Origin of the sequence: Micromonospora sp. NPDC047465, assembly GCF_040643125.1 — a bacterium.
Lineage (GTDB): Bacteria > Actinomycetota > Actinomycetes > Mycobacteriales > Micromonosporaceae > Micromonospora.
In genome coordinates, this window is the sequence record NZ_JBEYTP010000005.1 from 25,041 (window position 1) to 48,982 (window position 23,942).

Sequence of the window (23,942 nt, forward strand, 5' to 3'; positions counted from 1 at the left end):
TTGAGCCCGTGACCAGGCCCGATCGCGACGGGCCACCGCCGGGCGCTCGGACCGCCCCGGCACCGCGGCGGCGCGGGGCACGTCACCTCTCTCTCACCCGTGCGGCGCTGCGCCGTACCCGACGCCCGCCCCGCGCCGCCGCCCCACCACCACCACGCCGACGAAGGTGAAGGTCGGCGCGGACCCGTCAGGTCAGCAGCAGACCGGCGACCCAGAGGGCCGCCACGAGCAGGCCGGCGAGGAACTCGACCAGCATGGACAGGCCGGCCGCCGCCACGGCCTGCTTCGTCGCCGGCCAGGCCAGCCGGGAGTCGCCCAGCCGCAGTCGCTCCGCCGCCCACACCCCGCCGACGAAGCCGAGCACCAGCCCGACCACCGGCACGACGAAGAAGCCGACCAGTCCCAGCACGCCGCCGGCGAGCAGCGACGAGGTGGGCACCCCACTGCGTTTCAGGTTCCGCCCCGGCCAGGCGTACTTCACGACGGTGCCACCGGCGACGACCACCGTGGCGGCGGCGAGCACCGCCCAGCGCCCCGGCCCGGCGCCGCCGAAGAGCGCCCAGACCAGCACCCCGCCCCAGCACAGCGGCAGCGCCGGCAGGCCGGGCACCACCACGCCGGCCAGCCCGGCGAGGACGGCCAACGCGGCGAGGACGGCGACGGCCGCCTCGGTGTCGGTGAGGCTCATGCCGCGGCTCCGTGCCCGCCGCCGCGCAGCCGGGCCGTGATCTCCGCCGCCGGCGCCGGCGGGCCGAAGTACCGCCCCTGCCCGGTGTCGCAGCGCAGCGCCCGCAGCCGTTCGGCCTGCACCCCGGTCTCGACCGCCTCCGCGGTGACCCACAGCTCCAACGCGTGCGCCAGCCGCACCAGCGCGTCCACGATCCGCTCGTCCCGGTGGTCGGTGGCCGCCTCCGGACCGTCGCCCCGGATCCCCTCGACGAACGGGCCGGCCAGCTTGAGGCAGTGGATCGGCAGCCGCCGCAGGTACGCCAGGTTCGAGTAGCCGGTGCCGAAGTCGTCGATCGCCAGCCGTACGCCCAGCGCGGCCAGCCGGTGCAGCGACCGCAGCGGTTCCCCCGCGGTGCCCATCACGGCGCTCTCGGTCAGCTCCAGCTGCAACAGCCCGGCCGGGAGCCCGGTGGAGGCCAGCGCGTCGGCGACGGTCTCCACGATCCGCGGGTCGTCGGCCTGCCGGGCGGCCAGGTTGACGCTGACCACCAGCCGGGCCGCGGGGAACTCGCGCCGCCACTCCTCCGCGTCCCGGCACGCCTGCCGCAGCACCCACTCGCCGAGCCGGACGATCAGGCCGGTCTCCTCCGCCAGCCCGATGAACCGGTCCGGTCCGATGAGCCCCAGCTCCGGGTGCTGCCAGCGGACCAGCGCCTCCACGGCCAGCATCGAGCCCTCCAGCAGGGACACGATCGGCTGGTAGTGGAGCACGAACTCGTCCCGGTCCAGCGCCGCCGGCAGCCCGGCGGCCAGCGCGGAGCGGGCGATGTCCCGGGCGCCGCGCTCCGGGTCGTAGACCGCCCACCGGCCGCGGCCCTCCGCCTTCGCCCAGTAGAGCGTGGTGTCGGCGGCCTTCATCAGCTCCGAGGCGCTCGTCCCGCCGACGGGACACTCGACGATGCCGACGCTCGCCGAGACGGCGAGCTGGTGCTCGCCGATCCGGACCGGGGCGGACACGGCGGCCAGCGCCGCCTCGGCGACGGCCACCGCGTCGTCGATGCCGGTGCCGTCGTCGACCAGGATGACGAACTCGTCCCCGCCCATCCGGGCGACCAGGTGGCCGCGCCCGGCGACGCACTCGGCGAGCCGCCGGGCGATCATCACGAGCAGCCGGTCACCGAGGTCGTGGCCGAGGCTGTCGTTGACCGCCTTGAAGCCGTCCAGGTCGAGGAAGCAGACCCCGACGCGGTGCTCCGCGTCGGCCGTTTCGAAGACCCGGCCCAGCGTCTCGAAGAACAGGGTCCGGTTGGGCAGGCCGGTGAGCGGGTCGTGCAGCGCCTGGAAGCGCAGCCGCTGCTGGAGCTCGTACCGCTCGGTGATGTCCTCGATCATCGCGACGGTGAACCGGGGCCGGCCGTCGTCGTGCCGGATCAGCGAGACGGACAGGTCGGTCCAGACCACGCTGCCGTCCTTGCGGTGGTAGCGCTTCTCCACCCGGGCGCTGTCGTGCTTGCCCTCGACCAGCTCCTGGTAGAGCTCCCACATCCCGGCCGCGTCGTCGGCGTGGAACAGCGACGCCACGTTGATCTGCCGCAGCTCCGCGACGGAGTAGCCGAGCATGTCCGCGAACGCCTGGTTGACGTCGATGATCCGACCGTCGACGCCGGCGATGCCGATGCCCGTGGGCGCCCCGACGAAGACCGCCCGGAACCGGGCCTCGCTGTCACGCAGGGCCTGCTCCACCTCGTCCCGCGCCTGCCACGCCGAGCGGGCGATCCGCTCCTGCTGGGCGAAGGTGCGGTCGCGCAGGGCGCGGGCGAACCCGGCGGCCAGCCCGCCCTGCACGGCCGCGACCCGCTCCACCGTCTCGTCGTGGTGCGCCCGGGCGGGCAGCACCTCGGGCAGGAAGCGCTCGCCGAGGGACCGCACCGACCAGTCGAGCACCCGCGGCTCCGTCAGGTGCTCCTCGACCAGTGCGCGCCCGACCTTCTCGGCCGGCAGGGCCGAGAAGGGCTCGGCGAGCACGGCCTGCGCCAGCCGGACGGTGTGCAGGTGCAGCAGCCGCTCGGTCTCGGCCGCGCTGAGCGGCACGAAACCGAGCCGGCGCACCGCCCGGGACCACTCGGCCGCGTACCGCAGGGCGCCCGACCGGCTGAGGTCGTCGCCACCGGGCTCCGGGACGGCGCCCATGGGCTCAGGCGGTGGGCTGGTCGTACCGGGCGACGCCGCCGAAGGCGCCGAACCGCTCCGGCTGGTCGTCCACGTCGGACGGCGAGTCCGGACGCCAGAGCGGCATGTGCACCACGCCCGGCTCCAGGATCGTCCAGTCGCCGAAGAAGCTGGTGACCTCGGCCCGCGAGCGCAGCGTGATCTCGGTGTCGGTACGCGCCGAGAGGCGCTGCGCGTCGAGCATCTCCTGCGGCTGGTCCTCGAAGGTGGAGTGCGAGATGACCAGGAAGCTGCCCGGGGCGGCGGCGGCCCGCAGGGTGGCCAGGACGTCGCCGGGTCGGTCGGCGTCCGGGATGAAGTGCACCACCCCGGCGAGCAGGATGCCCAGCGGCCGGCTGAAGTCGAGCAGCGCCAGCTCACGGGCCTCGGTCAGGATCCGCTCCGGCTCGCGCAGGTCGGCGTGGATCACTCCGGTCAGCTCGTTGCCGGCGAGCAGCTCCCGGCTGTGCGCCACCGCGACCGGGTCGATGTCGACGTAGACCACCCGGGCCTTCGGGTTGGCCGTCTGGGCGACCTCGTGCACGTTGCCGACGGTCGGGATGCCGGAGCCGATGTCGAGGAACTGGTCGATCCCGGCGTCCAGCAGCGTACGCACGGCCCGGCGCAGGAATTCGCGGCCGGCGCGCATGGTGGCCGCCAGGTTGGGGGTCATGCCGGCGATCTGCTCGGCGAGCTGCCGGTCGATCTCGAAGTTGTGCGCCCCGCCGAGGAAGTAGTCGTAGACCCGGGCCGCGCTCGGCCGGGAGAGGTCGATCTCGGCGGGAAGTCCGTCCGGCATCTGCACTGCTGCACCCCATGTCGTCGCCGCGGTGCGGGAGGGAACCGGCGTCGGGGGCGCGTGGGGGGCACGCGGAGCCACACCGGCCGACCCGCGGATCGAGTGGTGCTCACCACTCTAGGCCGCCCACTCCCTGCACGGGGAGGTCCCATGACCCACTTCGTCGGCCCGTCCGGTGTCCGTCACCGACCGGACACCCGGGCGCCGGCCGGGCACGCCCCGCGCCCCCTCCGGCCGGCGGGGGCGGCGGGCCCAGGACGGGCCGGCCGCCCTCCGGCCGGCGACGGGGTCAGCCGGCGGACTCCAGCAGCAGCGAGATGCCCTGCCCCACGCCGACGCACATGGTGGCGAGCGCCCGCCGCCCGCCCCGGCGGCGCAGCTCCAGCGCGGCGGTCAGGGCCAGCCGGGCGCCGCTCGCGCCGAGCGGGTGCCCGAGCGCGATCGCCCCGCCGTTCGGGTTGACGTGCTCGGCGTCGGTGGGCAGGCCCAGCTCGCGCAGCACCGCGACGGACTGCGCGGCGAACGCCTCGTTCAGCTCGATCACGTCGACCGCGTCGAGGCCGACGCCGAGCCGGTCGAGCAGCTTCCGGGTGGCCGGCACCGGCCCAACGCCCATGGTCCGGGGCGGTACGCCGGCCGCGGCGGCCCCGGCGAACCGGGCCAGCGGGGTCAGGCCGTACCGGGTCACGGCCGCCTCGGAGGCGACCAGCAGCGCCACCGCGCCGTCGTTGACGCCGGAGGAGTTGCCGGCGGTCACCGTGCCGCCCTCGCGGAACGGGGTGGGCAGCGCGGCCAACTTCTCCAGCGAGGTCTCCCGGGGGTGCTCGTCGACCTCGACGAGCTTCGTCTCGCGCCGCCCCGCCGGCACGGTCACCGGCACGATCTCCTCGGCGAACCGGCCGTCGGCCTGCGCCTTCGCGGCCCGCTGCTGCGACCGGTACGCGAACTCGTCCTGCTCGGCCCGGCCGACGCCGTACTCGGCGGCGACGTTCTCCGCGGTCTCCGGCATGGAGTCGATGCCCCAGTGCTTCTTCATCAGGGGGTTGACCAGCCGCCAGCCGATGGTGGTGTCGTAGACCTCGGCGTTGCGGGAGTACGCGGTCGTCGCCTTCGGCATCACGAACGGGGCGCGGCTCATGCTCTCCACCCCGCCGGCCACGACGAGGTCGGCCTCGCCGGCCACGATCGACCGGGCGGCGGTGGCCAGGGCGTCGAGGCCGGAACCGCAGAGCCGGTTGACCGTGCTGCCGGGCACCTCCTCGGGCAGCCCGCCGAGCAACGCCGCCATCCGGGCCACGTTGCGGTTGTCCTCCCCGGCCTGGTTGGCGCAGCCCAGGACCACGTCGTCCACCCGCGCCCAGTCCACGGACGGGTGCCGGGCGACCAGCTCGCGGATCACGTGCGCGGCCAGGTCGTCGGGGCGGACGCCGGCGAGGGCGCCGCCGTACCGGCCGATCGGGGTGCGGACACCGGCCACCAGGTATGCCACGGTCATCAGCGCGATCCTTCGGGGGGTGGGAAGGGGCGGGGGGCGGGCGCTTCCGGGTCACGGGGTCGCCCGGCCGCCAGGATATCCGCGCGCCCAGCGGATAGGTTGACGGCATGGCCCGGGCCCAGTTCAGCGCAGAGACCAGCGGCAGTGGCGCGTTCGTCCGCCAGCCCAACCGGTTCACCGGTCGGGTCACCCCCCACTCGACCTCCCCCGCCGGGGGCGGCCCCGACGACCAGGACCGCTGGCCGCTGGAGCCGGGCCGCTACCGGCTGATCTGGTGCCGGGCCTGCCCCTGGGCGCACCGGGCCCGGATCGTCCGTAACCTGCTCGGCCTCCAGGACGCGATCTCGCTCGGCACGGTCGACCCGATCCGCGACGAGCGTGGCTGGCGGTTCAGCCTCGACCCGGACGGGTTCGACCCGGTGCTCGGCATCGGCTTCCTCTCCGAGGCGTACCTGGCCACGGATCCCGACTACACCGGGCGGGTCACCGTGCCGGCCCTGGTCGACACGCGCACCGGGCGGGTGGTCACCAACGACTACCCGCAGCTCACCCTCGACCTCTCCACCGAGTGGCGCAGCCTGCACAGGCCGGGCGCGCCGGACCTCTACCCGGTGGAGCTGCGCCCGGAGATGGACGCGCTGATGGCGGAGATCCACCGGGACGTCAACAACGGCGTCTACCGGTGCGGCTTCGCCACCTCCCAGGCCGCCTACGAGGAGGCGTTCACGGCGCTGTTCGCCCGGCTCGACGCGCTGTCGGAGCGGCTGGCGGGCCGGCGTTACCTGATGGGCGACGCGATCACCGAGGCCGACGTGCGGCTGTTCACCACCCTGGTCCGCTTCGACGTGGCGTACCACGGGCACTTCAAGTGCAACCGGCAGAAGCTCACCGAGATGCCGGTGCTCTGGGCGTACGCGCGGGACCTGTTCCAGACGCCGGGCTTCGGTGAGACGGTCGACTTCGACCACATCAAGCGGCACTACTACGGCACCCACGCGGCGATCAACCCGACGGGCATCGTCCCGCTCGGCCCCGACACCTCCGGCTGGACGACGCCGCACGGGCGTGGCTGAGCCGCGCCGGGCGGACCCGACAATCGCCCCGGGCGTGGCCGAGCCGCGCCGGGCGGGCCCCACCGTCTCCCCGGCCCGGGCCGCCGCCGCGTCGGCCGCCACCGGCTGCATCGTCGCGGGCGCGACCGCCGTGACCGTCGCCGTGGTCGCCGGTCCCGGCCCGGGCCTGACCGGGTACGTCAGCGAGGCGGGCGTCACCGACAGCGCGTACGCCCCGGCGTACCGGATCGGGGTCTTCGCCCTCGCCGCGGCGCTGCTGCTGCTCGCGGCGGCGCTGCCGGCGGGGCTGCGGGCCGCGGCCGCGCTGCTCGCCGCCGGGAGCGTCTGCACCCTGGTCTCGGGCGCGGTGACGTGCAGCGCGGGCTGCCCGCTGCCGCCGTTCGAGCGGGCCACGGCGGCCGACCTGGTGCACGGCGGGGCGAGCATCGTCGCGACCGCGGCGGTGGTCTTCGCGATGCTGGCGATCGCCTTCCCGCCCGGGGCCGACCGGTCGCTGCGCCGGCTGGCCGCCGGGGCGGCGGCGGTGGCGCTGCCGCTGGCCGGGTTGGTGGGGCTGGCGATGCTCGCGGTGGGCCGGGGCGCCCTGGTCGGGGTGCTGGAGCGACTGCTGCTCCTGGTGGCGCTCCTCTGGGCCGCCGCCACCGCCGGCACCATCGCCCTGCGCCGGTAGGGAAGGGCACCCTGTTGACGCCTTCGGCGGAGAAAAGGGTCATTTCCCCACACCTGCTGTAAGGAGCGTCACCGGAGTCGATCCTTCCGATCGGGCGGCCGGGGGGATAGCCTCGGCGGGCGATGACCAACGTCTGGCACCTCACCGTGCGCCTGTATGTCGACCTCCGACTGCAGGCCAGCGGCATCTGTCCGGCGCAGCCGCTCTCCTGACGCTGCCCCGTTCGACACTCCAGACCCTGGGACACATCCTCATGGCTTCCGCCCTGCGCAAGATCCCCTTCTCCGTGCAGATCCTGCTCGGCCTCGTCCTCGGCGTGGCGCTCGGCTTCCTCGCCCGCGCCAACGACCTGAGCTGGCTCACCAGCACCCTCGACACCGTCGGCGGCCTCTTCGTCCAGCTGCTCAAGCTGGCCGTGCCGCCGCTGGTCTTCACCGCCATCGTGGTCAGCGTCGTCAGTCTGCGGGGGGTGGCCAACGCCGCCCGGCTCGCGCTGAAGACCCTGCTCTGGTTCGGCGCCACCGCGTTGGTCGCGGTGGCCGTCGGCATCGGGCTCGGCCTGCTCACCAACCCCGGCCGCGGCGTCACCCTGGACACCGCCGGCGCCGCCGCCCCGAAGAAAACAGGCTCCTGGACCGACTTCCTCACCGGCATCGTGCCGACCAACCCGGTCGGCGCGTTCGTCGAGGGCAACGTGCTCCAGATCGTCTTCCTGGCCCTCGTCGTCGGCGCCGCGGCGCTGCTGGTCGGCGAGAAGGCCGAGCCGTTCGTGGCGCTCAACCGGGCGCTGCTGGAGATCGTCCAGAAGGCGCTCTGGTGGGTCATCCGGCTCGCCCCGATCGGCACGCTCGGCCTGATCGGCAACGCCGTCGCCTCGTACGGCTGGAACCTGCTGGCCCCGCTCGCGAAGTTCACCACCGCCGTCTACGTCGGCTGCGCGATCGTGCTGTTCGTGGTCTACCCGCTGGTGCTGCTGGCCGCCGGCCGGCTCAACCCGCTGCGCTTCTTCGCCGGCGCCTGGCCCGCGATCGAGCTGGCCTTCGTCTCCCGTTCCTCGGTGGGCACGATGCCGGTGACCCAGCGCTCGGTCGAGCGGCTCGGCGTCCCCCGCGAGTACGCCTCGTTCGCGGTGCCCTTCGGGGCGACCACGAAGATGGACGGCTGCGCGGCGATCTACCCGGCCCTCGCGGCGATCTTCGTCGCCCAGGTCTTCGGGGTGGACCTCGGCGTCACCGACTACCTGCTGATCGCCTTCGTGTCGGTGGTCGGCTCGGCCGCCACCGCCGGCCTGACCGGCGCGATCGTGATGCTCACGCTGACCCTGAGCACGCTGGGCCTGCCGCTGGCCGGCGCCGGCCTGCTGCTGGCGATCGACCCGATCCTCGACATGATCCGCACCGCCACCAACGTGGCCGGTCAGGCGCTGGTGCCGACCGTCGTCGCGGCCCGCGAGGGCACGCTGGACCGGACCGCGTACGACTCGGCCGGCCGGCGCTCGCCGCTCGACCCGGCGGACTCCAACGCCGACGCCCGGTCCCGCCGGCCGGAGGACCTCAGCCCCGTCCCGGCCTGAGGACTCCTCCCGCCCGCCGACGCGGAACGCCGCTGCGGCACGCCCCGGCGGACCACGCCCGCCACGACCCCGGCGGACCACGCCCGCCTCGACCCTGGCGGGATGTCCGGGCGACGTCCACCACCGACGGGAGCGTCGACGCCGAGGAGGACCTCCGTGGGGAGGTCCTCCTCGGCCGGTAGAGAGGATCGCGACATGAGTGTCCTGTTCACGCCGCTGGCCCTGCGCGCGGTCACCCTGCCCAACCGGATCGCCCTGGCGCCGATGTGCCAGTACACCGCCGGCCCGGACGGCCTGCCCACCGACTGGCACCTGGTGCACCTGGGCAGCCGGGCGGCCGGCGGCGCCGGCCTGGTGCTGACCGAGGCCACCGCGGTGGTGCCGGAGGGGCGGATCAGCCCCCAGGACACCGGGCTCTGGTCCGGGGCGCACGTCGACGCCTGGCGGCCGGTGACCGCGTTCGTCGCGGCGCACGGCGCCGTGCCGGCGGTGCAGCTCGCGCACGCCGGGTTCAAGGCGTCGACGTACCGGCCGTGGGCGCCGCGCCGGGGCGGGGTGCCCGACGCCGAGGGCGGGTGGACGCCGGTCGGCCCCGGGTCGACGCCGTTCGGGCCCGACTACCGGGTGCCGACCGCCCTGGACGAGGCCGGGATCGCCGGCGTGGTCGAGGCGTTCGCGGCGGCGGCCGGGCGGGCCGTCGACGCCGGGTTCGCCGCCGTGGAGATCCACGCCGCGCACGGCTACCTGCTGCACGAGTTCCTCTCGCCCCTGACCAACCAGCGGCGGGACGGCTGGGGCGGGGACCGGGCCGGCCGGATGCGGCTGACCCTGGAGGTGGCCCGCGCGGTCCGCGCGACGGTCGGCGAGGACGTGCCGGTGCTGACCCGGATCTCCGCCACGGACTGGGAGCCCGACGGCTGGACGGTCGAGGACAGCGTGGTGCTCGCCGGCGAGCTGGCCGGTGCCGGGGTCGACCTCGTCGACTGCTCCTCGGGCGGCGCGTCCAGCACCGCCACGATCCCCGTCGGCCCGGGCTACCAGGTGCCGCTGTCCGCCCGGGTGCGCCGCGAGGCCGCCGTCGCCACCGGCGCGGTCGGCCTGATCGTCGAGCCGGAGCAGGCCGAGGAGATCGTCGCCGCCGGCGACGCCGACCTGGTCCTGCTCGGGCGGGAACTCCTGCGCGACCCGTACTGGCCGCACCGCGCCGCCGCCAAGCTCGGCGCCACCCCCGCCTGGCCCGCCCAGTACACCCGCGCCCTCTGACCCCATCCCCACCCCAGGGCGGGGCGGGCGGGTCAGCCGGCCAGGTGGGACCAGTGCGGTTCCAGGTCGCGCCAGGGGCCCTGGGCGGCGACCGTGCCGGACAGCAGGACCACGACGTGGTCGGCCCGCACCAGGGCCGCCCGCTTCGAGGTCGAACCCACCACGGTCACCCCGTGCTCGCGCAGGGCCTGCCAGAGCGCCAGCTCCGTGGTGACGTCCAGCGCCGAGGACACGTCGTCGGCGACCAGCAGCTCGGTACGCGGCGCAAGCGCCCGGGCCAGCGCGAGGCGCTGCAACTGCCCGCCGGAGAGCCGGGTGCCCTTGTGCCCGATCAGCAGCCCGAGCCCGCCCCCGGCCGCCGCCAGGTCGTGGTCGAGCTGGGCGGTCGACACCGCCGCGGCGGCGTCCACCTGGTGGCCCAGCGTGATGTTGTCGGCCACCGTGCCGGAGAGCACCCGGGGCAACTGGCCGACGTAGCCCACCTGGTTGGGGCGCAGGAACAGCTCCGGCTCGGTGACCGGCTCGCCGTTCCAGGTCAGCAGGCCGGTGTGCGGCGCGATGCCGGCGAGCGCCCGCAGCAGCGACGACTTGCCCGAGCCGACCGGCCCGACGACCAGCACCAGCTGGCCGCGTTCCACCGTCAGGTCGACGTCGCGGACGGCCACCGTCCCGTCGGTGTGCCGGACCCCGAAGCCCGTCAGCTCCAGCCGGCGCAGCGGGCGCCGGGGCGGCACGTCCGGCGCCGGCGCGGTGCCCGCGCCGAGGTCCACGTCCGGCACCGCCGCCGAGTACGCCGCCACCCCGGTCATCGCCACCGTCCGCCGCGTCCACACCCGCGCGGAGGGGATCTGCGAGATCAGCGACGCCGTCGTCCAGGCGAACCAGCGGGCCGCCGCCAGGGTGGCGACCGCGACCAGGGTGGCGCCGGCCGACAGCTCGCCGGCCAGGAACAGCGCCCACGCGCCGATCGGCAGCAGGCCGCTGACCAGCGACGGGGTCGACCGCGACCACACCTGCACCGCGATCTCGCGGCGTTGCCGGTCGCTGCGGACCACGTCGAGGTCGGCCAGGTGGGCCAGCACCGGCCGGGTGGCCCCGGCGAGTTTCACCGTACGGGCGGCCGACAGCGAGGAGACCAGGGCGGTGGCGAACGCGGCCCGCGCGGCGACGGTGGCCCGGGCGGAGCGTTCCAGCCGCGGCCCGAACAGCGTCGCGGCCAGCCCGGAGACCACCATCGTCCCGGCGAAGAACAGCCCCGGCACGACGCTGCCGGTCACGGCCGTCATCGCGGCCAGCAGCACGAGCGAGATCCCCTGGTCGCTCACGTTGTCGGCGAGCTGCACCACCCGCTCGGTGTCGCCGCCCTGGGCCACCACCTCCGCCGGGGTGTGCCCGCTGACCCGGCGCGGCCCGGTCTGCCCGTGCACCAGCCGCAGGCTGATCCGCAGCATCTGCCGGACCCACCACTGCGGGAACCGGTAGCCGGTGAACCAGTGCACCGGCAGGGTGACCAGCAGGGCGGCGACGATCCCCACCGCCGGCAGCCAGGGGTCCCCGACGCCGTCGACCAGGTCGGCCCAGAGCCAGGGCAGCACCGGCCCGTCCATCCCGAGGACCACCAGCAGCACGAACATCGCGAGCGAGGCCAGCCCGTACCGGGCGTCGTTGACGCACAGCCGCAGGACCTCCCGCAGCCCGCGCAGGCCCCGCAGCCCCCGGGGCGGCGCCGGGGCCGTCGCCTCGGGCTCCGCCGGTGCCGCCGGCGTCGGGTCGCCGTCGGGCGCGGTCGACCGCCCGGCCGCCGGCTCCACCGGGTCGGGGCCGGTGGGCGGCCACGGGTCCGGCGGGCCGGGCAGCAGGTCCAGCCCGCCGGACCGGGCCCCCGACCCCGCGTGCGCGTACGCGGTGGCGTGGCTGCTGGCGAGCAGGTCGGCGAAGCGGGCCGACTCCCGCAGCGGACCCGCCTCGACCACCGCCCCGTCGGCCATCACCACCACCTCGTCACAGCGGCGTACGGACGAGAGGCGGTGCGCGATGACGATGCCGATCCGGTCGCGCAGCAGCCGCTCGGTGGCCTGCTGCACCCGTGCCTCGGTGACCGGGTCGAGACGGGCGGTGGCCTCGTCGAGGATCACCACGTGCGGGTCGCGCACCAGGATCCGGGCGAAGGCGACCAGTTGCTCCTGCCCGGCCGAGAGCACGTGCCCACCCTCGCCGAGCCGGGTCTCCAGGCCGTCGGGCAGCTCGGCGATCCAGCCCGCCAGGCCCAGCTCGTGCAGCGCCCGCGCGGCGGCGTCGCGCAGTTCCGGCTCGAACAGCGCGACGTTCTCGGCGAGGGTGCCGGCGAGGATCTCCGTGCGCTGGGGCACCACGGCGATCCACCGGCGCAGCTGCTCGACGTCGAGGTCGCGCACGTCGCGGCCGGCCAGGAAGACCGTCCCCGGCGGCACGTCGACGGCCCGGGTGAGGATCTTCGCCAGGGTGGACTTGCCGGAGCCGGTCCGGCCGACGAGGGCGTACGAGCGGCCACGGGCGAAGGTCAGGTGGACGTCGCGCAGCGCGGGGCCGCGCCCGCCGTCCGGCTCGGCGCTCGGGTAACGGAAGGTGAGGCCGCGGACCAGCAGGTCGCCCTCGGTCGGGGCGGCCCCGCCCACGGGCTCCTGCGGGGAGTTCGCCAGCAATTGCACCCGGCCCCACGCGCCGAGGGCGTACTGGAGCTCGGGGACCATCCGGCTGACGTGCTCGACGGTCATGCCGAACCCGATCGCGAGCAGCCAGACGGCGGTGAGCCGGGCGCCGTCGACCCGTCCGGCGACCAGCGCCCACGCGCCGCCGAGCACCACGGCGGCGATCCCGGCCAGGGTCGCGCCGGCGGCCACCGTGGTGACCCGGGCCGACATCCGCCACACGCGGACGCCCCGGTCGAGCACCTCGGCCGCCCGCCGGGCGTAGAGGCGCAGCACGTACGGCCGGGCCAGGCTGGTCCGCACGTCGTCCTGGCCGTGGACGGCCTCCTCCATCACGGCGGCGAGGTCGGACCACGCCTCCTCCTCGGCCATCCGGGCCGGGGCGATCCGCGCGGTGGGCCGGCGCAGGCCGACCGCGAGCAGCACCGTGAGCAGCAGCATCCCGACGCCGGCCGGCCACCAGACCGCGAGGGCGACGACCGTCGAGAGCAGGCCCGTCGTCAGCGCCTGCGCGATCCGTACGCCCTGGTTGCGCACCGCGGCGGCGACCTGGTAGACATCGCCGTCGATGCGGTCGAGCAGCTCGCCGACCGGAGTGGTCTCCAGGGTCGGCAGGTCCTGCCCGAACGCCACCCGGCACAGCCGGCGGCGCACGTCGGCGGACCAGTCGGCGGTCAGCCCGGCCATCAGCAGGCTGACCACGAGGTCGGTGAGCACGGCGGCGACCAGCGCCACCGCCAGCAGCGCGAAGAACCCGGCGGCGCGGTGCACCAGGACGGGACCGGCCAGCGCGGCGGCGGCGGCCTGACCGCCGGCGCCGAACACGATCAGGCAGGTCACGACCGCCATGCGGCGGGGCGAGGTGACCCACAGGTCCCGGAGCAGACGCATCGGAGTCCCTTCGGGAAGGCGGTGGGGAGACGTTCAGCCTGCTCGGTGGGGGTGTCCGGTTCAACGCATTTACGGCCCGCCGGGGGCGGGGGGGGCGGCCGGGTCAGGTCCGGGCGACCCGGCGGACGATGCCGAGCAGCGCCTCCTCGACGTCCTCGATCGGCCGGTCCGGCTGGAACACCAGCCAGTCCACCGCCACCACCAGCCCGACGCCGAACAGCGCGGACGAGGCGGTCCGCACGTCCAGGTCCGCGGGCAGGTCACCGACGGCCACCCCGGCCCGGACCGTCTCGGCGATCACCTCGATCGCCTCGCCGCGCAGCAGCCGCAGCGTCTGCTGCCACTCCCGGTTCGTCCGCCACATCTCCGAGAGCAGGAGCTGCGCGAAGGCCCGGTACCGCCGGATGTACTCCAGTTCGGCGCGCACCAGCGCGGCCAGCGCCTCACGCGGCGGCAGCCCGGCCACGGCGGCCCGGAACTCGGCGGTGAGCAGGCCGATCCCGTGCCGGAGCAGCTCCTCGAAGAGCACCGTCTTGGACTCGAAGTTGTAGTAGACGGTGCCCTTGGCCACCCCGGCGCGCGCCGCGATGTCGTCCACGGTGGTCGCCGAGAAGCCCTGTTCGGCGATGAGCTCCACGGCCGCCTCGAAGAGGCGCTGGCGGGTGTCCTCCCGCCGCCGCGACCGTCCGTCCGTCACTGGCCCTCCCCGTCCGCACCTCCGGCCCGTCAGCATCCTCACATGGACAGCTCGGGGTGCAGCGTGGCCGGGGTCAGGCGGCGCGCCCGGCGGGCGGTGACCACGGTGAGCGCGAGCGCCGCCGCGCCGAAGCCGGCCAGCACCAGCGCCCCCGTGCCGACCGGCCCGGCCGATCCGCCGTTGACGGTGTGCCGCAGGGCCGTGACCACGTAGGTCATCGGCAGCCAGGGGTGGATCGCCTGGAAGAAGCCCGGTGAGGTCTGCACCGGATAGGTGCCGCCGGACGAGGTGAGCTGGAGCATCAGCAGGGCCAGCGCGGCGAGCCGGCCGGCGGGCCCGAGCAGCGCCCCGAGCCACTGCACGATCGCGGTGAAGGCGAGCGCGGCCAGCGCGAGCAGGCCGAGGGTGGCCGCTGGGCGCGCCGGATCGAGGTCGAGCGCGAGGGTCACCACCGCGAAGAGCACCCCGGCCTGGGCCAGCCCGATCGCCGCGGCGGGCAGCCAGCCCGCCAGCGCCACCCGCCAGGCGGGCGCGCCGGACATCACGTGCCGCCGGTTGACCGGCCGCAGCAGCATGTACGTGATCATCGCGCCGACCCAGAGGGCCAGCCCGAGGAAGTACGGGGCGAAGCCCACGCCGTACGCGCCGGCGGCGTTGCGGGCGGTGCGGTCCAGCGAGACCGGGTCGCCGAGGACGGCGGCGCGGGCCTCCGCGTCGGCGTACCCGGGGATCTTCTCCTCCCCCTCGGCGAGGCCGTCGGCCAGGTCGCCGGCGCCGCCGCCCAGCCGGGTCAGGCCGGCCGCGAGGTCGCCCGCGCCGCTCTCCAGCCGGGTGAGGCCGTCGGCGAGCCGCTCGCCGCCGGTGCTGAGCCGGTGCAGGCCGCCGTCGAGTTCCCGGGCGCCGGTGGCCAGCCGGAACAGCCCGCCGCGCAGCTCGCCGGCACCGGTGGCCGCCGTGCCGAGGCCGTCGCGCAGCTTGGCGCTGCCCTCGGCGAGGGTGCCCAGCCCGGTGGCCAGCTCGTTGACCTTGGCCTGGGCGGCGGCGACGTCGTCGGCCAGGTGGGGTGCCCCGGCGGCGATCTCGCGGGCGGTGGCGGCGACCCTGGTCATCCGGTTCTCCAGGGCGGTCAGGTCGGCGTCGTCCAGCGTGCCGGCCACCGCGCGGGCCGCCTCGACGGTGGCCTTCGCGGCCGTACGGGCGGCCACCACGCTGGGATCGTCGGCGAGTTCGGGGTGCGCGGCGACCAGCGCGTCGAGCCGGTCGCGGACCTGCTCGGCCTGGCTGACCGCCTCCTGTGCCCGCCGGGGCAGGGCGTCCAGCCCGTCGGCGAGCGCCTGCGCCCCCTCGGCGATCGCCGTGGCCGACTCCTCGATCCGCTTCGCGTTGTCCCTCAGCACCGGCTCGATCCGGCCGGCCGCGCCGTTGACCTTGTCCGCCACCGCGCGGGTCTGCGTCGCGGCGCGGGCGGTGCCGTCGGCGAGCTGCACCGCCCCGGTGCGCAGTTCGCCGAGCCCGGCGGCGAGTTCGTCGGCGCCCTTCGCGGTCTTGTCGAGCCCCGCCGAGAGGTTGCCCGCCCCGGTCGCGGACGCGTCCAGCCCGTCCGCGATCTGGCCCGCGCCGTCCTGCGACGTGCCCAGCCCGTCGGCTACCTTGCCCGCGCCGGTGGTGGAGGAGTCGAGCCCGTCGGCGAGCTTCGCGGCTCCGTCGGCCGCCCGGCCGGTCTCGGCCTTGGCGTCGGTGAAGCCCACGAGCATCTTCTCGAAGTAGTTCCCGGCGGCGCTCTGCGCGGCGGCGGCCCGGATCTCGCTGAACGCCGTGCGGGCCAGCAGCCCGGAGAGGTAGTTGGTGGCGTCGTCGTTGACCACCCGCAGCTCCCCCCGCCGGGCGGGCCGGTCGGGCTCCGGGCTGTCCGCCAGGCTGGCGGAGAAGTCCTCCGGGATCGCGAAGACCAGGTGGTAGCGGCCGCTGCGCAGGCCGGCGGCGGCGTCCCCGGAGTCGGTGACGTGCCAGCCGAAGACCCGCCGGTCGAGCAGCTCGTCGGCGAGGTCCTGCCCCGCGTGCACGACCGTGCCGTCACTCGCGGTGGCGGGGCGGTCGGCGTTGACCAGCGCCACCGGGATGCGGTCCAGCTTGGCGTACGGGTCCCAGAAGGCGTAGAGGTAGAGCGCCCCGTAGAGCAGCGGGACGACGGTGAGCACGGCGAGCGCGGCGCGGGGCAGCCGGCCCCGGGTCAGCCGGCGCAGCTCGAACCGGGCGAGTCGGAAGACGCTCATCGGGCCACCTCGACGGTCTCGGTCGGATCGGTCTCGTCGCCCGGACCGGCGGCGGGCGGCCGCGCCGCCTCGGACGATCCGGCCGCCTCGTCGGACGATCCGGCCGCCTCGTCGGACAGTCCGGCCGCCTCGTCGGACAGTCCGGCCGCCTCCTCGGTCGGCCGGGCGCTGGCCTCGGGCGCTCCGGCCGCCGCCTCGTCGGGGGGTGACGGCGCGGCCGGCGGGTCACCGAGGCGGTGCACGATCGCGGGGCTGTCCGCCTCGACCGCGCGGGCGCTGGCGACCACCGCGTAGCCCTGGTCGGCCAGGCGGGCGAGCGTCGCCCAGAGCCGGGCGCGTTCCGGGGCGTCGCAACCGGCGTCCACGTCGTCGGCGACGATCAGCTGGGGCCCGCCCAGGGTGGCCAGGACCAGGCCGAGCACCTGCCGTTCCAGCGGGGTGAGGTCGCGCCCCCGGGTGTCCGGGTCGAAGGGCACCTCCCCGGTGAACCCGGCCCCGGCGATCGCGGCGGCGAAGGCGTCCCGCCGGTACGCCCGGCGGGCCCGCAGCGCGGCGACCGGCACCAGCTGCCGCCGGCGGCGGGGCACCGGCCCGAGCAGCAGCAGCCGCTCCCGGACATGCTCGGCGACGGTCAGCGCGGGGTCGGGCTCGTGCACGCCGGCGACCTGCCCCAGCGCGGCGGGGCCGTGCCGGGTCAGCCGTCCCTCGCTGGTCGGGAAGCGGCCCGCCAGGGCGAGCAGCAGCGAGGTGCGTCCGCTGCCGGGCGGGCCGGTCACCGCGTGCAGTTCGCCCGCGGCGGCGGTCAGGTCGACGTCCCGGAACACCCACCCCCGCCGGGTACGCAACCCCAGCCCGCGCGCTTCGACGACCACCATCCGACCCGGCCCACCCTCTTGAACTGACTGGTCAGTACAAAAACATGCCCAGCCTAGCCCCGACCGTCCTGTTCGGCACTTCTCGCCGGGGTGATCCGGGCCATGCCCGGGAGCGTTCAGAAGAGCACGGTGGCGAGCGTGCCGACCGGGCGGAAGCCGCAGCGCTCGTAGACCCGGCGGGCCGGCAGGTTGAAGTCGTTGACGTAGAGGCTCACGGTCGGGGCGACCCGCAGCAGCGCGTCGCGCACCACGGCCGCCATCGCCGCCGTCGCGATGCCCCGGCCCCGCCACTCGGGGGCCACCCAGACCCCCTGCACCTGGGCGGTCCGGCGGGTCACCACCGCCAGCTCGGCCTTGAACACCACCTGGCCGTCGACGAACCGCGCGTACGCCCGCCCGGCCCGGACCAGTTCGGTGACCCGCCTCCGGTAGCCGCGCCCGCCGTCGTCGGCGAGCGGCGAGACGCCCACCTCCTCGGTGTACATGGCCACCGCCGCCGGGAAGAGCCGGTCGGCCTCCCCGCCGCGCACCAGCCGCACCTCCGGGTCCGCCCGCAGCGCCGGCAGCGCGTCGGTGGCCAGCAGCGGCTGGTTGGGGCGTACGTCCCGGGCCGGCCCCCAGACGTCGGAGAGCCGGTCCCAGAGGCCGAGCACGGCGTCGGCCCGGCCCACGATCGACGAGCAGAGCCGCTCCTCGCCGGCGAGCAGGTCGGCGTAGGCGGCGACGGCCGGCTCGGTGGCGAGCACCGGGGTGAGGTTGCCGCCGAGCCAGCAGACCGACTCCAGGTTGCGGCGGGTGCCGTAGCCCAGCACCCGGCCCTCGGCGCGCCACCAGGCCAGGCCGCGCGCGGCGACCCGCTCCGCGACCTGCGCGCCCGCGAACGGGTCGAGGTCGAGCAGCCGCTCGACAGCGCGGCGCTCCGACTCCCCGAGTTGCCGTACCGGCACCGTCAGCACGGATACCAGCCTGCCAGATCCGCCCCCCGCCGCGCCGGTCGAGTGGCGAGAGGACTACGGCACCGGGACCGGTCGCGGCGCGGGCGCGGCGCCCCGGTTGCGGGCGGCCCAGCCGACCACTCCGGGCACCAGGGCACCGAGCAGCAGGAACAGCCCACCGAGCAACAACCAGCCGGGCACGCCCCACCCGACGGCCAACGTGGTCACCACCACCGGCGCGATCATCCGGCCCAGCTCGAAACCCATGCTGTACGCCCCCTGGTACTGCCCGTGGGCGTGCTCGGGCGCGAGCCCGAAGGAGATCCCCCAGCCGGCGGCGGAGTGCCACAGCTCTCCGACGACGTGCGCGAGCGCGCCGGCGACCAGCAGCGCGACGGCGGCGACCGTCGGCAGACCGCCGCTGGCGGCGAAGAGGACGCAGGCGGCGGCGATGGCGAGCCCGGCGCGCCGCGACGCCCGGGCCGCCCCGGCGAGGCTCTCGGTGCCCCGTGCGGCCCGGACCTGGAAGAGCACCACCACCAGGGTGTTGACCAGCATCAGCCCGGAAATCACCCAGGCCGGCGCCCGGGTGTGCCCGACGATCCACAGCGGCAGGGCGATGTTGAGCAGCCCGAAGTGCATCGACATCAGGCCGTCGAGCACGGTGAACGCCAGGAACGGGCGGTCCCGCAGCGCGACCAGCCGGGGGCCCTGCGCGGGGGCGGGCGCGGGAGGGATGGCCGGCAGCCGGGTGAAGACGGCGGCGGCGAGCAGGTACGTCGTCGCGGCGGTGAGGATCAGCGCCACGTACGCCGCCCGGGTGTCGGCGGCGAGCGCGAAGCCGGCGAGCACGGCGCCCACCGAGATCCCGACGTTGGTGGTGGCGCGCAGGTAGGCGCGGGTGCGGACCCGCTGGTCGGCGGGGACGGAACCGGCGATGAGCGCGCCCCGGGCGCCCCGGTCGGCGGCGTCGGCCAGGGCGGTGGCCGCACCGACGGCCAGGAACGCGGCGAACGACTGAACGGTCACCAGGGCGGCGGTCAGCGCGCTTCCGGCGACCAGCGCGGCGACCTGGGTGCCCCGGGGCCCGAGCCGGTCGGCCAGGTAGCCGGTCGGCGCGCTGGCCAGCAGGCCGACCAGGGCCGAGACGGTCAGCCCCACGCCGACCTCGGTGGCGGTGAGGCCGACCGAGCGGGTGAGGAAGAGCGCGCTGGCCACCAGCCAGAGGCCGCGCCCGACGGTCCGTACGAGGGTGCCGAGGGTGAGGGTCCGGGCCGGGCCCGGTTCAGGAAGCAGCCGCACGCCCACACCCTAGCAAGACGTACGTACGGTTTGGTAAACGGGCGACGGCGTACCACGTGAAAAGCGCACCGGCCCCGACCGCCGGGTGGCGGTGGGGCCGGTGCGCGACGGCGCGGTGGGTCAGTGCACGGAGACAGTGGCGCCCGGCAGCAGGCCGCGCAGCTCCTCCGGCAGCTCGGCGCCCATCTCGTCGGCGATGCGCAGCGCCTCCTCGATCAGCGTCTCCACGATCTGCGCCTCGGGCACGGTCTTGACGACCTTGCCCTTGACGAAGATCTGGCCCTTGCCGTTGCCGGAGGCCACGCCCAGGTCGGCCTCGCGGGCCTCGCCCGGGCCGTTCACGACGCACCCCATCACGGCGACCCGCAGCGGCACGGGCAGCCCCTCCAGGCCGGCGGTGACCTCCTCGGCGAGCTTGTAGACGTCGACCTGCGCCCGCCCGCAGGACGGGCAGGAGACGATCTCCAGGCCGCGCTCGCGCAGCCCGAGCGACTCCAGGATCGCGGCGCCGACCTTGATCTCCTCCACCGGCGGGGCCGACAGCGAGACCCGGATCGTGTCGCCGATCCCCTCGGCCAGCAGCGCGCCGAAGGCGACCGCCGACTTGATCGTGCCCTGGAACGCCGGGCCGGCCTCGGTGACGCCCAGGTGCAGCGGGTAGTCGCACTGCTCGGCGAGCTGGCGGTAGGCCCGGACCATCACCACCGGGTCGTTGTGCTTCACCGAGATCTTGATGTCGCGGAAGCCGTGCTCCTCGAACAGCGAGCACTCCCACAGCGCCGACTCGACCAGCGCCTCGGCGGTGGCCTTGCCGTACTTGGCCAGCAGCCGCTTGTCCAGCGAGCCGGCGTTCACGCCGATCCGGATCGGCACGCCCGCGTCGCCGGCCGCCTTGGCGATCTCCTTGACCTTGTCGTCGAACTGCCGGATGTTGCCCGGGTTCACCCGGACCGCCGCGCAGCCCGCGTCGATCGCGGCGAAGACGTACTTCGGCTGGAAGTGGATGTCGGCGATGACCGGGATCTGCGACTTCTTCGCGATCGCCGGCAGCGCCTCCACGTCGTCCTGGCTGGGCACTGCGACCCGGACGATCTGACAGCCGGACGCGGTCAGCTCGGCGATCTGCTGGAGGGTGGCGTTGACGTCGGACGTGAGGGTGGTGGTCATCGACTGCACGGACACCGGCGCGCCCCCACCGACCGGCACGGAGCCGACCATGATCTGGCGGCTCGCCCGGCGCGGGGCGAGCGGCGGAGGCGGTACGGCCGGGATGCCGAGACTGACAGCGGTCACTTCAGGCACTCACCTTGAGAAGAGCGTGATCGGGTTGACGACGTCCGCGGTGATGGTCAGCAGCGTGAACGCGCCACCGATCAGGATCATCGCGTACGTGAGGGGCATGAGCTTGAGGTAGTCGACGCGGCCGGGGTCGGGGCGGCCGAACCGCGCGTAGACCCAGGAACGGGCCCGCTCGAACCAGGCGATGGCGATGTGCCCGCCGTCCAGCGGCAGCAGGGGCAGCAGGTTGAACACGCCGATGAAGAAGTTCAACGAGACGAACAGCATGAAGAACAGCAGCCAGGCGTTGTTCTCCACCGCCTCGCCGCCGAGCCGGCTCGCGCCGACCACGCTGATCGGGGTGTCCATGTCCCGCTCGCCGCCGGTGATCGCCGTCCACAGGGCCGGGACCTTCTGCGGGATGCGCTTCATCGCCTCGAAGGTGTTGACCGCCATGTCGCCGGTGAAGTCGGCGGTCGCGCCGAACGCGCCGACCGGCCCGTACGTCACCCGGGTCGGGGTGCTGGGGACGAGGCCCACGCCGAGCGCGGCGACCGTGGCGACCTGACCCTTCGGGTCGTCCAGCGGGGGGCGCTGCGTCTGCGCGAGCACCGCGCTGGCCGTGCCCGGCTGGCCGTCCCGGACGTACGCGATCTGCGCCGTTTCGCCCGGCTTGAGGGCGCGCAGGGTGGTCAGCAGCTGGCCGTAGTCGTTGATCGGCGCGCCGTTGATCGCGGTGATCCGGTCGCCGTCGCGCAGCTGCGCCTGGGCGGCGGGGCTGGCGGGGTCGGCGGTCGTGCACGCCCGCAGGGTGTTCTCCGGCACCACGCAGTCCGACAGCTGGATGACCGCCGGCTCCTTGCGGATCTCGGCCTCGGTGCTCGGGAAGTCCGGGTTGGGCAGGCCGGCGGTGACCGCGATCACCCAGAGGGTGACCAGGGCGAGGGCGAAGTGGGTGATGGAGCCCGCGGACATCACGATCGTCCGCTTCCAGACCGGGTAGCGCCACATCGCGCGCGGCTCGTCCGCCGGGTCGACGTCGTCGTCCTGGGGGGTCATGCCGACGATCTTGCAGAAGCCACCGAGCGGGATGCCCTTGATGCCGTACTCCGTCTCGCCCCGCTTGAACGACCAGAGCGTGGGGCCGAAGCCGACGAAGTAGCGGGTGACCTTCATGCCGAAGGCCTTGGCGGTGAGCATGTGCCCCGCCTCGTGCAGGCTCACCGAGATGAGGATCGCGAGGGCGAAGAGCACCACCCCGAGCAGGTACGCCATCAAGCTCCTTCCACCGAACCCGCGATGATGATCTCCTGCGCGTGCGCGCGGGCCCACGACTCCGCCGCGAGCACGTCCTCGACGGTACCTGGTTCGTCGAAGTCGGGAGCGTCCTCCAACACCCGCTGGAGGGTGTCGACGATGCCGAGGAAGGGCAGCCGGCCGGCCACGAACGCGGCCACGCACTCCTCGTTGGCCGCGTTGTAGATCGCCGGCCGGCAGCGCCCGGCCTCGCCGGCGGCCTTGGCCAGCGCGACCGCCGGGAACGCCTCGTCGTCCAGCGGCGCGAACTCCCAGGTGTGCGCCGTCGTCCAGTCGACCGCGGCGGCGGCGTCCGCCACCCGGTCCGGCCAGCCGATGCCGAGCGCGATCGGCAGCCGCATGTCGGGCGGGCTGGCCTGGGCGAGGGTGGACCCGTCGACGAACTCGACCATCGAGTGGATCACCGACTGCGGGTGCACCATCACGGTGATGTCGGCGTACGGCACGTCGAACAGCTCGTGCGCCTCGATCACCTCCAGCGCCTTGTTGACCATCGTGGCGGAGTTGATCGTGACGACCGGCCCCATGTTCCAGGTCGGGTGCGCCAGCGCCTGCTCGGGCGTGACCGCGGTCAGCTCGTCGCGCCGCCGGCCCCGGAACGGGCCGCCGCTGGCGGTGACGACCAGCCGGCGTACCTCGCCCCGGGCGCCGCCGCGCAGGCACTGGGCGAGGGCCGAGTGCTCCGAGTCGACGGGGACGATCTGCTCCGGCCGGGTCACCGCGGCCTTGACGAGGGAGCCGCCGGCGACGAGGGACTCCTTGTTGGCCAGCGCGAGCGTACGCCCGGCGCGCAGCGCGGCCAGGGTCGGCGCGAGCCCGAGCGAGCCGACGACGCCGTTGAGCACGACGTCGCAGGGCCACTGCGCCAGCTCGGTCATCGCGTCCGGGCCGGCCACGATCTTGGGCAGCCTGAAGTCGCCGGTGGCCCAGCCGCGCCGGCTCGCCTCGGCGTAGAAGGCGAGCTGGAGGTCCTGCGCGGCGGACGCCTTCGCCACGCCCACCGCCTCGACGCCCAGTTCGAGGGCCTGGGCGGCGAGCAGCTCGACGTTGCCGCCGCCGGCGCCGAGCGCGACCACCCGGAACCGGTCCGGGTTGCGCCGGACGATGTCGACGGCCTGTGTGCCGATCGAGCCGGTGGAGCCGAGCAGAACAAGATCGCGTGGGGAGGTCACTGGGCCATTCTTCCCCAGCGCCGCTGAGCGCCCGCTGGGAGCCTCAGCCCTCCGCGTCGACCTGCTCCTCCGGGCTTCTCTCGTCTTCCGCTGGCGCCTCCTCGTCGAGAAGGTCGGCCGGGTCGACGGCGAACGCGAAGGGCTCGGTCATGGTGAAGGTGCTGCCGGCCGCCGCCGCGCTTATGGCCTGGCACTTCCCCTTGAGCAACTCGAACAGGGCGATGGTGGGCGGTTACGCAGATCGACCCGGAACTCTACCGGCGCCGCCACTGCCATACTGATTCTCCGACACACGCAACGGACCCAGCGACCTGCGGTGTCGTCGCACCTTTCACGACAACTCCCTTGCATGCCGGCGCATCGCTTCCCGCCGGGATCGGGCCGGGCGCATAGCCCTCCAATCTCCGGGCCGCACATCCAGAGTGCATGAGATTAGAACAGTGTCGGCCATGACTCAGGCGGCCGAGACGCAGACCAATTCCGGCTGATCACGCCCTCTAGAAGAGTTGCGCCTCGCTGGCAGCTCGGCGACGAACAGCCGTGAGGCTTGACACATCGCTACGAGCAGTCAGCAGTGAAAGGTGCGCATCTGTGATCCCATCTCATTCCGGACAGACTCATGATCACGCCAGCCATGAAACATCCCATGCTGCGACGAGTACATACCCCGCAACAGACGGAAATTGCCCTAACTGAAAGCTTGCCTCTTGTGAACCTTTCTGAGCAAGTCAGGGCATCTCTGATACGGACCATCCTGAGAAATTC

The 23,942-nt window shown here is 74.8% G+C and carries 17 protein-coding genes; 4 read left to right on the forward strand and 13 right to left on the reverse strand.

The features are described from left to right. Nucleotides 1-187: 187 nt before the first annotated feature. From ABZ793_RS07195 to pcaF, 4 genes are all read right to left on the reverse strand, one after another. Nucleotides 188-688, reverse strand: a complete 501-nt coding sequence (locus tag ABZ793_RS07195) for a DUF456 domain-containing protein (protein ID WP_357453256.1) — start codon at nucleotides 686-688, stop codon at nucleotides 188-190. Continuing rightward, nucleotides 685-2,859 carry an EAL domain-containing protein gene (locus tag ABZ793_RS07200; protein ID WP_357453259.1) on the reverse strand — a complete coding sequence of 725 codons (2,175 nt, stop codon included), beginning with the start codon at nucleotides 2,857-2,859 and terminating at the stop codon, nucleotides 685-687. Before ABZ793_RS07200 ends, ABZ793_RS07195 begins: the two co-directional genes overlap by 4 nt. Before the next feature lie 4 nt (nucleotides 2,860-2,863). Continuing rightward, nucleotides 2,864-3,682: an SAM-dependent methyltransferase gene (locus ABZ793_RS07205; RefSeq protein ID WP_350704956.1), complete on the reverse strand. Its 819-nt coding sequence runs from the start codon at nucleotides 3,680-3,682 to the stop codon at nucleotides 2,864-2,866. Nucleotides 3,683-3,965: 283 nt separating this feature from the next. Then, nucleotides 3,966-5,171 carry a 3-oxoadipyl-CoA thiolase gene (gene pcaF, locus ABZ793_RS07210; protein ID WP_357453263.1) on the reverse strand — a complete coding sequence of 402 codons (1,206 nt, stop codon included), beginning with the start codon at nucleotides 5,169-5,171 and terminating at the stop codon, nucleotides 3,966-3,968. 107 nt (nucleotides 5,172-5,278) lie between these two features. Here pcaF and ABZ793_RS07215 point away from each other — a divergent pair, with 107 nt between their 5' ends. The 4 genes from ABZ793_RS07215 to ABZ793_RS07230 all read left to right on the forward strand — a co-directional run bounded on the left by ABZ793_RS07215 (nucleotide 5,279) and on the right by ABZ793_RS07230 (nucleotide 9,750). After that, nucleotides 5,279-6,244: a glutathione S-transferase C-terminal domain-containing protein gene (locus ABZ793_RS07215; protein WP_357453266.1), complete on the forward strand. Its 966-nt coding sequence runs from the start codon at nucleotides 5,279-5,281 to the stop codon at nucleotides 6,242-6,244. A gap of 34 nt (nucleotides 6,245-6,278) precedes the next feature. Beyond that, the gene (locus ABZ793_RS07220; protein WP_357453269.1) at nucleotides 6,279-6,914 is read left to right on the forward strand and encodes a DUF998 domain-containing protein; all 636 of its coding nucleotides are present in this window, start codon (nucleotides 6,279-6,281) and stop codon (nucleotides 6,912-6,914) included. Between the two features lie 265 nt (nucleotides 6,915-7,179). Continuing rightward, nucleotides 7,180-8,487, forward strand: coding sequence for a dicarboxylate/amino acid:cation symporter (locus ABZ793_RS07225; protein WP_357453734.1), 1,308 nt, complete (start codon nucleotides 7,180-7,182; stop codon nucleotides 8,485-8,487). 195 nt (nucleotides 8,488-8,682) lie between these two features. Further along, the gene (locus ABZ793_RS07230; RefSeq protein WP_357453272.1) at nucleotides 8,683-9,750 is read left to right on the forward strand and encodes an NADH:flavin oxidoreductase/NADH oxidase; all 1,068 of its coding nucleotides are present in this window, start codon (nucleotides 8,683-8,685) and stop codon (nucleotides 9,748-9,750) included. Between the two features lie 32 nt (nucleotides 9,751-9,782). Here the strand turns inward: ABZ793_RS07230 and ABZ793_RS07235 are convergent, their stop codons facing one another. From ABZ793_RS07235 to dxr, 9 genes are all read right to left on the reverse strand, one after another. Continuing rightward, nucleotides 9,783-13,328, reverse strand: a complete 3,546-nt coding sequence (locus tag ABZ793_RS07235; protein ID WP_357453275.1) for an ABC transporter ATP-binding protein — start codon at nucleotides 13,326-13,328, stop codon at nucleotides 9,783-9,785. Between the two features lie 103 nt (nucleotides 13,329-13,431). Next, nucleotides 13,432-14,025, reverse strand: coding sequence for a TetR family transcriptional regulator (locus ABZ793_RS07240; protein ID WP_350704944.1), 594 nt, complete (start codon nucleotides 14,023-14,025; stop codon nucleotides 13,432-13,434). 38 nt (nucleotides 14,026-14,063) lie between these two features. Beyond that, nucleotides 14,064-16,298: a YhgE/Pip domain-containing protein gene (locus ABZ793_RS07245; protein ID WP_357453278.1), complete on the reverse strand. Its 2,235-nt coding sequence runs from the start codon at nucleotides 16,296-16,298 to the stop codon at nucleotides 14,064-14,066. After that, on the reverse strand, nucleotides 16,295-17,173 hold the full coding sequence (locus ABZ793_RS07250) for an ABC transporter ATP-binding protein (protein WP_357453281.1): 879 nt from the start codon (nucleotides 17,171-17,173) through the stop codon (nucleotides 16,295-16,297). The genes ABZ793_RS07245 and ABZ793_RS07250 overlap by 4 nt, the downstream gene beginning before the upstream one ends. Nucleotides 17,174-17,289: 116 nt before the next feature. After that, nucleotides 17,290-18,129, reverse strand: coding sequence for a GNAT family N-acetyltransferase (locus ABZ793_RS07255; protein ID WP_357453284.1), 840 nt, complete (start codon nucleotides 18,127-18,129; stop codon nucleotides 17,290-17,292). A 54-nt stretch (nucleotides 18,130-18,183) separates the two neighbouring features. Beyond that, nucleotides 18,184-19,410: an MFS transporter gene (locus ABZ793_RS07260; RefSeq protein WP_357453288.1), complete on the reverse strand. Its 1,227-nt coding sequence runs from the start codon at nucleotides 19,408-19,410 to the stop codon at nucleotides 18,184-18,186. Nucleotides 19,411-19,530: 120 nt separating this feature from the next. Next, on the reverse strand, nucleotides 19,531-20,703 hold the full coding sequence (gene ispG / locus ABZ793_RS07265; protein WP_350704934.1) for a flavodoxin-dependent (E)-4-hydroxy-3-methylbut-2-enyl-diphosphate synthase: 1,173 nt from the start codon (nucleotides 20,701-20,703) through the stop codon (nucleotides 19,531-19,533). A 9-nt stretch (nucleotides 20,704-20,712) separates the two neighbouring features. Beyond that, nucleotides 20,713-21,963 (reverse strand): site-2 protease family protein, encoded by a 1,251-nt coding sequence (locus tag ABZ793_RS07270; protein WP_357453292.1) that lies wholly within the window; start codon nucleotides 21,961-21,963, stop codon nucleotides 20,713-20,715. Then, nucleotides 21,963-23,177, reverse strand: a complete 1,215-nt coding sequence (gene dxr / locus ABZ793_RS07275) for a 1-deoxy-D-xylulose-5-phosphate reductoisomerase (RefSeq protein WP_357453295.1) — start codon at nucleotides 23,175-23,177, stop codon at nucleotides 21,963-21,965. Before dxr ends, ABZ793_RS07270 begins: the two co-directional genes overlap by 1 nt. Nucleotides 23,178-23,942: the final 765 nt, after the last annotated feature.

What these genes read in the sequence shown, in the direction of transcription:
- ABZ793_RS07195 (WP_357453256.1), bottom strand. Translation starts at nt 688, where the DNA reads ATGAGCCTCACCGACACCGAGGCGGCCGTCGCCGTCCTCGCCGCGTTG.
- ABZ793_RS07200 (WP_357453259.1), bottom strand. Translation starts at nt 2,859, where the DNA reads ATGGGCGCCGTCCCGGAGCCCGGTGGCGACGACCTCAGCCGGTCGGGC.
- pcaF (WP_357453263.1), bottom strand. Translation starts at nt 5,171, where the DNA reads ATGACCGTGGCATACCTGGTGGCCGGTGTCCGCACCCCGATCGGCCGG.
- ABZ793_RS07215 (WP_357453266.1), top strand. Translation starts at nt 5,279, where the DNA reads ATGGCCCGGGCCCAGTTCAGCGCAGAGACCAGCGGCAGTGGCGCGTTC.
- ABZ793_RS07230 (WP_357453272.1), top strand. Translation starts at nt 8,683, where the DNA reads ATGAGTGTCCTGTTCACGCCGCTGGCCCTGCGCGCGGTCACCCTGCCC.
- ABZ793_RS07235 (WP_357453275.1), bottom strand. Translation starts at nt 13,328, where the DNA reads ATGCGTCTGCTCCGGGACCTGTGGGTCACCTCGCCCCGCCGCATGGCG.
- ABZ793_RS07245 (WP_357453278.1), bottom strand. Translation starts at nt 16,298, where the DNA reads ATGAGCGTCTTCCGACTCGCCCGGTTCGAGCTGCGCCGGCTGACCCGG.
- ABZ793_RS07250 (WP_357453281.1), bottom strand. Translation starts at nt 17,173, where the DNA reads ATGGTGGTCGTCGAAGCGCGCGGGCTGGGGTTGCGTACCCGGCGGGGG.
- ABZ793_RS07270 (WP_357453292.1), bottom strand. Translation starts at nt 21,963, where the DNA reads ATGGCGTACCTGCTCGGGGTGGTGCTCTTCGCCCTCGCGATCCTCATC.